Genomic DNA, 10,461 nt, shown 5'->3' with positions numbered 1-10,461 from the left:
CGTCTCGAACGGGTCCTCGTCCGTCGCCACGCCCCACAGCCAGCACGCCTCCCGGAACCCCATCCCCACGACCGACGTCGTGTAGGCGCCCTCGTAGTATGCTCCGTCCGCACCGATCTCGTCGACGCAGGCGAGGGCGTGCTTCGGATCGTACATGTGATACCTGAAGGCGTCGCACAGCTCGACGGCGGCGGCATCTTCGACGCCGTCTCTGTAGATCGCGAGACCGGCGTACGCCAGTTCCTTCAACCGGGAGAGCTTCGAATGGTAGTTCGTCATCTGCTCCCAGTTGTTCCCGGTCAGGTGGTCCATGCCGCCGGCCGCGATCGCGGTGCCGACGGTCCGCCGGTCGCCCGACGAGATAGCGGGATAACACCAGTCGTAGTACACGGAGAGCGCCCTGAGGAACGGACGCTGCGTCGCGAGCCCCTGCGAGATACCGCTCAGGGCCAGCGTTCGCGCCCTCGACGCGTAGGCGCTCTCGTTGCTCACGAGCCAGGCGAAGCTCATGGCCGTCAGATGCCATTCATACGCGTCGGCCGAACCGAGAGGGAGCGACGCCGACATGTTGCTGTCGCACCACGACCTGAGGTCGTTGTAGTCCGAGGCCATGGGACCGGTGCACTTCGACCGGAGCCCCGGCACATCGGCCGCAGTGAAGAAAAGTCTGGGATGGGTGCTCGCCACCTGGTACGCGTACCCCGCGTTCCAGAACGTCAGCACGACCAGACAGACCAGCGCGAGCATGCAGAACCGTCTCATGATGTGTTCTCCCCGTGCGCGCTTTCCCGGGAGCGTCCCTGTCTCTCCAGATGGATGTTCCTGTCGACCAGCCCGGCCAGCACGAAGTACGTGCCGGCGATGGTCGAGTGTGTGAACCGCTGTCCGAACACGTTTGCCACGATGAGGGCGACTGTCGCCGCGAGGAAGCCGATCGAGAGGCCCCGCGCCAGCGGCGTCGTCCCCACTCTCATGAGCTCGATGCCGCTTCTGAAGCAGGCCACGAAGAGCCACCCGAGCACGATGATGCCGAGAAGCCCGGAGTCGGCGAGCGTCTCGAAGTACAGACTGTGCGCCGAGAACGGCTTCGAGAGCCTGCCCTCGGTCATCGTCGGGACCGACCCGAAGCCGTGTCCTATGAACGGCCGGCGTGTGAATTCCTGTGTGACGATGCTCCAGATCCTGAGCCGTACTCCCGCCGACGGATCGAGCCGGTCGGTCGAGTCACCTATGAGCCCCGCCTCGATGGAATCCACGGTCGTCTCACTGACGCGCTCTCGAACGAACCCAGGCGCCCAGAGCGGGCTCAGGGCCAGCACGACCAGGAAGACGATGAAGAGCTTCCTGCTCGTCAGAAGCGTCAGCGCTCCGGCGCCCGCGGCGAAGCCGACGTACGCTCCGCGGGATTTCGGCAGCAGAACGGAGACCGAGGCGATGACCGCTGAGACCGAAACCAGGAGCCGCTTGAACCGGGGAAACGCGCGCCAGGAGAACACGAGCGCGACGATCGCCGAGCCCGCGACGGCGAAGTAGGCGCCCAGGTCGTTGACGTCCCCGAGCGTCCCGGCGATGCGCCGGTAATCGGGCGTGATCGTGAACTGCCAGATGGCGACCGCCCCGGCGACCGCGCACCCGATCGACAGCGTAACCAGCAGGTTCCTCGTCTGCCTTTCGTCCCGCACGGTGTTGGCGACGACGTAGTAGGCGAAGAAGCCGAGCGAGCTCTGCCAGAGCACGCTCAGCATGAACCGCAGATCGAAACCCTCCATACCCCTGACGCTCGTCACGAAGATGCCGAGGCCGAGCACGGCGATGTACGCCGCCAGCGGCCGTCCGATCCTGGTCGGCGTGAAAACACGCTCCCCCGCGAGCATCCTCGGCACGACCCAGCTCAGAACGAGCATGAAGATCAGAAGCGAGGCGCCGTTGACGCCTGGTATGCCGGTCGACGGCAGCCATTCCCCCAGGGGGATCGCCAGCAGCCACGCGTGGAGCGCGAACCAGGGACGGAAGAAGGCGAAGACGACGAGCGCGAGTCCGATCAGGATCTTGATGATCCGGTGCGGTGCCTGCCCGTAGACGTAGTTCAGCTGGAAGATGACGTAGGCCAGTCCGACGGCGAGTATCGCGCCGAGCACGTAGACGACCCATCCGTAGCCGTACTCCGGCACCTCGCCCGGAACGCGGCCGACCGGCCCGCCTGTACGCTCGTGCGTATGTCGCTCGCGATCGCTCACGAAACAGCCTCCGCCCGCGCGTCGCCCTCTCTTCTGTCGACCGCCTCGAGGTCGAAGATCTCAATGACCGGATTGTGGAACGAACGTCCCGCGCCGCGGTCGATCGGCGGGACCGGACGCGGAGCCCTGAAGCGTCTCGCCAGGAGCCCGTTCTCCGAGAGCCACTCGTAGAAGGGTCTCTCGACGGAGGCGTTCGGTGGGGCGGCACCCTCCATCGGTCGCCCGGGCTCCGCCTTGCTCGTGACGACGACGTAGCGTATACCGTGCCTCTCGAGCTCCCGGATGAGCCCCTCGGGGTCCTCGCCGGCGGCCGGCAGGCGGTTCGGTGCCTCGCCCCAGCCGATCGTGTAGCGCCAGTACTGCGGAAGCCGCTGCGACGCCACGGCGAGCCGGACGCCGGCGATCTCGTCCTTCGTCTCGGCCCACGTATCGACGTCGGTCGTGTCGTGCCTGAGTTCCTCCCGCACCTGGGACGTCAGGGGATGGATCGGCGGACCGTACGTCTCGACCGCCACCGAGGATCCCGCCCTGAGTTCGTTCTCGATCCAGTGCTTCGCGGCCGTACGCGTATCCGGCAGACCGATGACCCGGACGAACTCGAGGGTCGGCAGGAGCGTCACGACGGCCGCTGCGACGAGCGCGGCGGCCCGCAGGAAACCGAATCGTCTTTCGGGCGCCGGCTCGATCAGATCGAAGATCCGTCGGAGCCCGAGACCCGCGAGCAGGACTACCGCCGGGAGAGCCGGCGTCATGTAAGTCGAACGCTTGACCGTCAGAAACAACGCGAAGAGGAGGTACGCGAGCGCGACGCTTCCCGCGACGACGACCCCCGCGGGCTCACGAGCGATCTCACCGGGCCGTCTCCCGTCGCCCCGGTCCCTGCCGAGCGACGACAGGAGCCCGAGCGCCGCGAGAGCGAGCACCGGGTAGCCGATGCCGCGTCCCAGCGTCCCGCCGAAGAGCTCAGCCATGCCCTCTCCGAACGAAGTCGGGATCTGTGCCACGCCCGTGCGGGAGACCATGAAGAACTGCGTCGCGACATCGCGCGTGAACTCACTCCAGGAGATGACGCTGTAGGGCGTTCCGGCGACGAACCCGAACGCGCCGGCGAGGATCGCCCCGACGAGCGCTCCCGCGGCCCTTCGTCCCGTCACCATGAGATAGACGGCCGCGGCGACTGTGCCCGCGCCCGCCAGTACACCCGGGTACTTCGCCGACGCCGCGAGGCCGGCGAAGAGGCCGGAGAGAACCAGCATGCCGCCCCTGCCGCTGTGCGCGGCCGCGAGGGCGGAGAGCATGGAGGCCGTCACGAGGAACGTCGTGAACACATCGGGCGTCGCGTAGTGCGAATCCCTGACGTGGAGGTAGACGACGGCGAGAAGAAGCGCGGCGGAGATCCCCGCGAACGGTCCGAACGCCTTGCGGCCGAAACGCCAGGTCAGCCCGACCGTCACGACGCCCGCCACGGCCGAGACGGCCCGACCGATGAGCCAGAAGGGAGTCACGTCGGTGAAGAACTGCGTCACGAGATCGACCGGGGCGCCGAGGAACCCGAAGACCCTGCCGATGACGTAGTAGAACCCGTAGAGGGCGAAGACGACGTACATCAGCAGCGACGGCCACCTGAACCAGTGAGGGTTGAGGTCGCCGGTTCCGAAACCGAGGGAGTGGACCAGGATCGACCCCTCGTCGGGATGATAGGGATGCGGCAGTCCCCAGTCGATGTTCCAGAAGCGCAGGACCACGGCGATCGCCATGATCGCCACGAGCGCCCAGCTCCAGGACCTCCTGCTCATCCAATCCTCCAGTTCGCTCCGGCGCCTGCCGTCAGCTGCGCGAGATGACCAGCACGCCGGCGACGATGATCACGAGCCCCGCGATCCTGAGCGCCGAGATCTGCTCACCGAGGAACAGCCAGGACGCCAGAAAGACGACGACATATGCGAGGCTGACCATCGGGTATGCGAGACTGAGATCGACGTTCGAAACGACGGCGATCCAGAGAACGGCGCTGACGCCATAGCAGACAAACCCCAGAAGTACCTGGGGCACGCTGAGGATCCTGAAGAGCTGGCTCCAGACGTTGACCGCGGAGACCTCGCCGTAGATCTGCATGCCCTTCTTCATGATGACCTGTCCTGTCGCTCCCAGGAGCACGGCCATCAGGATAAGCGGTACGCCCCGCATAGAAGCTCCTTCCTCAACGTCCGGCGGCGCCGTGCGCGCCGGTCGCTCCACGCCTGCTCGAGAGCGCGCGCCGTCCGACGGTCACGAGCCGGAGATACCGGCCGATCGTCCGTCCGACGCGCATCTTGCTGGCTCCGCCCTTGAGATCGTATCTGAGGATCAGGGGCACCTCCGCGACGCGTGCTCCGAGTCTCCCCAGCTTCAGCAGGATCTCGGCCGACGCGACGAACCCCTCCTCCGAGATGAAGTCCTCGCCCCAGACGGAACGCGCCCGCCCGAGGATCGTCCCGCTGTACGCACGGTATCCGCACGTGTAGTCCCGCGCGCCCCGGACCGGCGAGAAGAGGGTCAGCAGCAGGCTGGCCCCTCTGCTCAGGAACCGCCTGGTGCCCGAGAGCCCGACCTCGCGGCCGCCGGGAGCGTATCGCGACGCGATGACGACGTCGTATCCGTCGTCGATCCGGTCGACCATCAGCGGGATCAGCCCGGGGTCGTGCGTGTCGTCCGTGTCCATGGCCACGACGTATCCGTCGGGACCGGCGAGCTCGGCCGCCCGGGCGAACCCCGTTCTGAGGGCGCATCCGAGCCCACGGTTCGTCCCATGGCTCACGATCTCGATCGCGAGTCCGTGTTCGTCGGCCGTCGCCCGCGCAACATCGGCGGTCCCGTCGGTGCTCCCGTCGTCCACGAGCAGCACCGTGCTGTCCTCCTCGACACCGTCGAGGGCGGACGCGATCTTCGGCAGGAGCGGCGGCAGCGCCGACGCCTCGTTGTACGCCGGAAGCAGCACCACGAGCATCAGACCACTCTCCCCGCGGCCGGAACGAACTCCTCCGGCCTCTCTCCGTTCGCGAGCCCGAACGACCACCTGATGGCCGCGACGATGCGGGCCGCGGCACGCCCGTCGCCGTACGGGTTGACCGCTGCCGCCATGCCCCGGTACGCGTTCTCGTCCGACAGAAGGAGCGAGAGCTCCTCGACGATCCTGTCACGCCCGGTTCCGACCAGCCGCACCGTGCCGGCCTCGACCGCCTCGGGTCGCTCCGTCTCGTTCCGAAGCACGAGGACCGGCTTCCCGAGCGACGGCGCCTCCTCCTGGATGCCGCCGGAGTCGGTCACGACGACCGTCGAGGCCTTCAGGAGACCGACGAACGGGCCGTACGGCATCGGCTCGATCAGCTGGATGCGGTCGTGACCGGACAGAAGCTCCCTCGCGACCCGCTGCACACTCGGGTTCAGATGGACCGGGTAGACGACCGTGACGTCGTCGAACCGGTTGACAACGTCACGGAGCGCGCGGCAGATGCTCGCGAGCGGCTCTCCGAAGTTCTCCCGCCGGTGCGCCGTGACCAGGACGACCCGGCCCTCGAGCTCGAGCCCGTGTCCGGGCGCCGCGGGGTCGTTCGCCGTGGACAGGAGCGCGTCGATGACGGTGTTGCCCGTCACCACCACGCTCTCGGGGTCGACGCCCGAGTCGATCAGGTTCCGGCGCGCCGCGGCGGTCGGCGCGAAGTGGTGTGTCGAAAGCGCGTCGGCCAGGACGCGGTTCATCTCCTCGGGGAACGGATAGTAGCGGTCGTGGGTCCTGAGTCCCGCCTCCACGTGCCCGACGGGGATCTTCCTGTAGAACGCTGCCAGAGCGGCGGCCATGGTCGTCGTCGTGTCGCCGTGGACGAGCACGAGATCGGGCCGCTCGTTCTCAAGGACGCCGTCGACGCCCTCGAGAACCCTCGCCGTGACGGCGCGCGGAGACTGGTCGTTCGTCATGATGTCGAGGTCGACGTCCGGTGTGATGCCGAAGAGCTCGAGCACCTGGTCGAGCATCTCCCGGTGCTGGGCCGTGACACAGACGCGCCCGTCGATCCCCTTTGAGCTCGAGAGCCCGGAGACGACCGGCGCCATCTTGATGGCCTCGGGACGCGTCCCGAAAACGCTCACGACCTTCATAGCTGCTCCTGCCTCGGCTCGTCGGCATCGTCCTCACCGGACGGTCCGTACCCGTAGTACTTGTAGTCGTAGTAGTACGGGAGGACGCGTTCGATGTTGTTGACGACGAACCCGACGATGTTCCCGTTCTCCTCGCTCTGAAGCTCGACGCCGCGGGACACGACCTCGCGCGGCGTGACGCCCGCCTTCAGCACGAAGACGACGGCGTCCAGCTCCGCGCCGATGAGGAGCGCGTCGGGCACGGCGACGTTCGGAGCCGTGTCGACGATCACGTGGTCGAAGCGCTCAAGGAGCTCCGTCATGACGCGCGAGCCGGGGAACGCCTCGAGGAGCCACGTCGGCTGCTCGTGCCGCGTGCCGCACGGCACGACGAAGAGGTTGGGGAAGACCGTCGGCTTGACATCGCTGCCCAGCAGGTTGCCCCGCTCGAGAGCGTCCGAGATACCGGGTTTCCGCTCGACGGCCAGGATCCGGTGGACCCGGGGCTTCCTCAGGTCGCAGTCGACGATGACGGTCGACCGGCCGTAGTGCTTCGCGAGCGTGGCCGCGAGGCAGGCGGCGACGGTCGTCTTGCCCTCCCCGCGGTAGGCGCTCGTAACGAGGATGCTCCTGGGGATATCGCCGCCGTTTTTCGACTTGAGCTTGCGGGCCATGCGGCGGAACTCGAACGAGACCGGCGTCTCCTTCGTAAGGTCCTGAAGCAGGCTCGAGTTCCCGTCCGTCCGCCTGACACCCCGCTTCCTCGCCCTGCGCTCCTCGTCCTTGATCGCCCGGAAGACGTCGGCGTCCGGCACCGTGCCGAGGATCGGCATGCCGAAGGTGCGCTTGATGTCGTCGACGCTCGTGAACGAAGAGTCGCCCTGCTCCGCCGCCAGCACGAGTCCGAGACCCACGACGACACCGCCCAGCACCGAAAGCACGATGATCATCAGTTTGTCCGGCGCCACCGGCGACGTCGGTCTGGACGGCGGCTCGATGATCTCGAAGCGCCCACCGGCGCGCGCCGCCTCGAGCGCCTCCGTGATCTGACCGGCGGCCGACTGCTCGAGGAACGCTTCGTAGAGATCGCGGTTGCTCTCGACCTCCTGTCTCAGACGCTCGAGCTCGAGCTCCTGCTCGGTCGCCGTCGCGCGTCCCTGTGTGTACTCCCACATGAACCGGCGCAGCATCCTCCCCCGCTCAGAGATCATACGCTCCTCGACCTCGACGATCTTGAGGTCGGCGAACGCCTCGACGAGGGCCTCGGACGCGTCGGGGAAGGCGCTCCGGACGAGACGTCGCGCCTCGGCTCTGACCTGGTCCTTCTTCTCGGCGGCCCCGACGGACAGCGTCGTGAGCTCGGGCCCCTCGCCCGTCGTTCTGACCAGCACCGAGGCGACCTGCCTCTCCAGACCGGCGAGCTGGTCCTCCAGCGAGTCGAGCTCCTCGGAATCCAGCTCCTGGATCTCGTCGTACCGATCACCCGCGAGCTCGCGGAGCTCCGTCCGCCGACGGGCGAGCCGCTCGACGGCCTGCGTCTGCTCGACCGACGCCTGACTGATGAGGACATCGACCCTGTTGACGTTCTGCGAGGTGACCGGGTTCTCGACGCGGCCGCCCGTGTAGCGCTGCTGCTGAAACTCCTGGAGGCGTTCCTCCGCCTCGTCGAGCTTCTGTCTGTAGATGACCAGCTGCTCGACGCTGAAGTCGTGAATGGCCCGGATCTGCTCGAGCTGTTCTCGGTTCGAGGCGTTGACGAACGCGTTGGTGATGTGCTGCGCCAGCATCATCGCGCGCTCGGGGTCGAGATCCCGCACGACGATCTGGAAGCCGTTCGACGAGGTCCGTCCGACGGCGATGCGCGGCTCGAGATACTCGACGGCGCGCGCCTCCGCGTACTCCTGCTCCGTGAGGGACGGGTCGTCCTCGTGCTTCTCCTCGGCCCACTCCCGGATGCCCGGGTCGTCCGTCATGTCGAGCGTTCGGACGAGCTCCACGAGGAACGAGCGGCTCTTGACCTTCTCCTGCAGTCTCGACAGCTGTTCCTCGATGGGCGAGCGGCCGACGAGCCTCGCCAGCGGTTCGGAGAGACGTTCTTGCCCGTGCACGACGACCGTGGCCGATGCCTCGTAGACCGGAGGCAGCACGCGACCGATGAACCACCCGGTCAGCGCGCCGGCGATGATCGGCACGATGACGAGCCACTTCCTCCTCAGGAGGGCCTTCGTGTACGTTCTGAGATCGATACCCGTGGCGTCCTGTTGGGCCATTCCGTCCTCGCAGACGTTCCTCGTTCAGAGGATCAGTTCGTTGCCGCTGCCGCCGCGGCCGCCGCCGCGGCCTCGTCCCTCGCCTCCCGATCGTCGACCTCGCGGTCGATGGTCAGGTACAGCAGATAGGCCGACATGATGTCCCGGCTCCAGTTGAGCACGGTCGTAACGCCGCCCAGGACCTGCCCCGCGACGCTCGTCGACGCCTCCGGGACGAAGACACGGTCGCCCGCCTGAAGCTCGAAGGGCGCCGACGTGCCGTGCTCGATGACACCGGCAAGGTCCACCTTGGCGACCACCTGACCGCCGCGCGACCCGTCCATGACGACCGAGACCTCGTTGAGCCTGGCCGCCGGTGTCGTTCCGCCCGCCAGCGAGACGAGCTGCATGAGGTCGATGCCGTCGCCGGCCGGGTAGGCGCCGGGGGCTCCCACCTCGCCGAAGATGTAGACGACGCCGGGACCGCCCATGCCCCCCCCGCCGATGATGGACGGGACGTCGACCGTGTCGCCCGGTCGCAGGTCCGGCAGCGGCGTCCGCCGCTGGCCGCGCATGTAGGCGCCCACGTCGACCGTGATGACCTCAGGGCCCGTCATGGTCGGCCTGATGATCGAGACGTTCGACAGGTCCGCGCTCGGCAGCGCGCCCCCGCTCTCGGTCAGAAGCTGCAGGATGTCCGGGATCCGCTCGAAGCTGTAGCGACCGGGCGCGGCCACCTGTCCGGTCACGTAGATCGACCTGCTGTTGTGCTGCTCGATCGCCACCGTCACCTGGGTCGTCTCGCGCGTGAAATCGCGGAGCCGGAGGCTGAGGTCCCTCCCGAGCTCGGACGGTGACTGGCCGGCCGCCGTCAGCTCGCCGACCGGCGGGAACGTGATGCGCCCACTCGCCCGCACGACGACGCTCCTGTCGAGCTCCGGATGTCGCCACACGGAGATCGAGAGGACGTCACCCGGCCCGATGACGTAGTCGGAGTCCTGCGCCGGCGCCGTTGTGGACAGTAGCGCCCACGCGACCAGAGCGGCGACGACACCAACGGTGGTTCCTCGGTTTCTCATCGTGTTCTCCAGTCCGGTGTGCGACTCGGTTCCGCCGTCCCCGATACACAGCCGTCATCAGGGACACGCATCCCCCCTTGCGCGCCGCATCACGGCGCGCCGCTGTCAGTTAGGAAGGTAGAGGCAGCCGCACGTCCGGTCAACACGAATCGCTCCCCCCGTCGGGCCCTCCGGACCCGGGCGCGACCCGCCGAGAAGGCGCGGAAACGCCCTTGCTCAGGGCACGAACGGCGTTTTCCCTGGCCGTGCCCGGACACACCGAGCCGGCCGCCGGGGCACCGGCGTCTGAACACCAGCCGGGAACACCCGCCCTGACGGGGCTCCCGGTCCATCACCATGCACGGAATGTGCCAGAGAATGCCCTATTTCAGGGCAAGGGAGGCGATCCTCTCGACGAGCCGGCCGAAGTCGAGACCGTGGGCCAGGGCGGCCATCGGCACGAGGCTGGTCTCGGTCATGCCGGGAACGGTGTTGACCTCGAGGCAGGTGGGCGCCCCGTCTGTCGTGACACGGAAGTCGACCCGGGCGTACCCGCGGCACCCGAGGACCCGGAACGCCTTCAGCGCCTGGCGCGTGAGGTCGTCGGCGAGGGCTTCGCCGATCTCGGCCGGGCACGTGTACTCGGTGGCGCCCTTCTGGTACTTGCTCTCGTAGTCGTAGAAGCCGCTCTCCGGCGCGATCTCGACGACCGGAAGGGCCTCGTCTCCGAGGACCGCCACGGTCATCTCCCTTCCCTCGACGTAAGGCTCGACCAGGACGCGGTCCGAGAACGACCCGGCCAGG

At 67.7% G+C, this 10,461-nt stretch carries 9 protein-coding genes; all 9 read right to left on the bottom strand.

Features of this window, described 5'->3' with window-relative positions; translation table 11 throughout:
* Positions 1–762, bottom strand: a 762-nt coding sequence (locus GF405_00540) for a hypothetical protein (protein MBD3366642.1), incomplete at its 3' end; no start/stop codon positions are given.
* The gene (locus GF405_00535) at positions 759–2,237 is read right to left on the bottom strand and encodes a hypothetical protein (protein MBD3366641.1); all 1,479 of its coding nucleotides are present in this window, start codon (positions 2,235–2,237) and stop codon (positions 759–761) included. The genes GF405_00540 and GF405_00535, both read right to left, overlap by 4 nt.
* Positions 2,234–4,033 (bottom strand): hypothetical protein, encoded by a 1,800-nt coding sequence (locus GF405_00530; GenBank protein ID MBD3366640.1) that lies wholly within the window; start codon positions 4,031–4,033, stop codon positions 2,234–2,236. The genes GF405_00535 and GF405_00530 overlap by 4 nt, the downstream gene beginning before the upstream one ends.
* A gap of 31 nt (positions 4,034–4,064) precedes the next feature.
* A complete protein-coding gene (locus GF405_00525) occupies positions 4,065–4,424 on the bottom strand; it encodes an EamA family transporter (GenBank protein MBD3366639.1) in 360 nt (119 codons plus the stop codon).
* A 13-nt stretch (positions 4,425–4,437) separates the two neighbouring features.
* Entirely contained in the window at positions 4,438–5,223 is a 786-nt protein-coding gene (locus GF405_00520; protein MBD3366638.1) for a glycosyltransferase, read from the bottom strand.
* Positions 5,223–6,371, bottom strand: coding sequence for a UDP-N-acetylglucosamine 2-epimerase (non-hydrolyzing) (locus GF405_00515; protein ID MBD3366637.1), 1,149 nt, complete (start codon positions 6,369–6,371; stop codon positions 5,223–5,225). Before GF405_00515 ends, GF405_00520 begins: the two co-directional genes overlap by 1 nt.
* Entirely contained in the window at positions 6,368–8,620 is a 2,253-nt protein-coding gene (locus tag GF405_00510) for a hypothetical protein (GenBank protein ID MBD3366636.1), read from the bottom strand. Before GF405_00510 ends, GF405_00515 begins: the two co-directional genes overlap by 4 nt.
* 32 nt (positions 8,621–8,652) lie before the next feature.
* Complete coding sequence (locus GF405_00505) at positions 8,653–9,678, bottom strand: hypothetical protein (protein ID MBD3366635.1); 1,026 nt, start codon at positions 9,676–9,678, stop codon at positions 8,653–8,655.
* Between the two features lie 362 nt (positions 9,679–10,040).
* Positions 10,041–10,460 (bottom strand): hypothetical protein, encoded by a 420-nt coding sequence (locus tag GF405_00500; protein ID MBD3366634.1) that lies wholly within the window; start codon positions 10,458–10,460, stop codon positions 10,041–10,043.
* Position 10,461 lies beyond the last annotated feature (1 nt).

The sequence above is a fragment of the Candidatus Effluviviaceae Genus V sp. genome (assembly GCA_014728125.1).
In the GTDB taxonomy this organism is placed as follows: Bacteria; Joyebacterota; Joyebacteria; order Joyebacterales; family Joyebacteraceae; genus WJMD01.
Note: the sequence above shows the minus strand (reverse complement) of the source record. Positions and strands in the feature narration are given on the sequence as shown.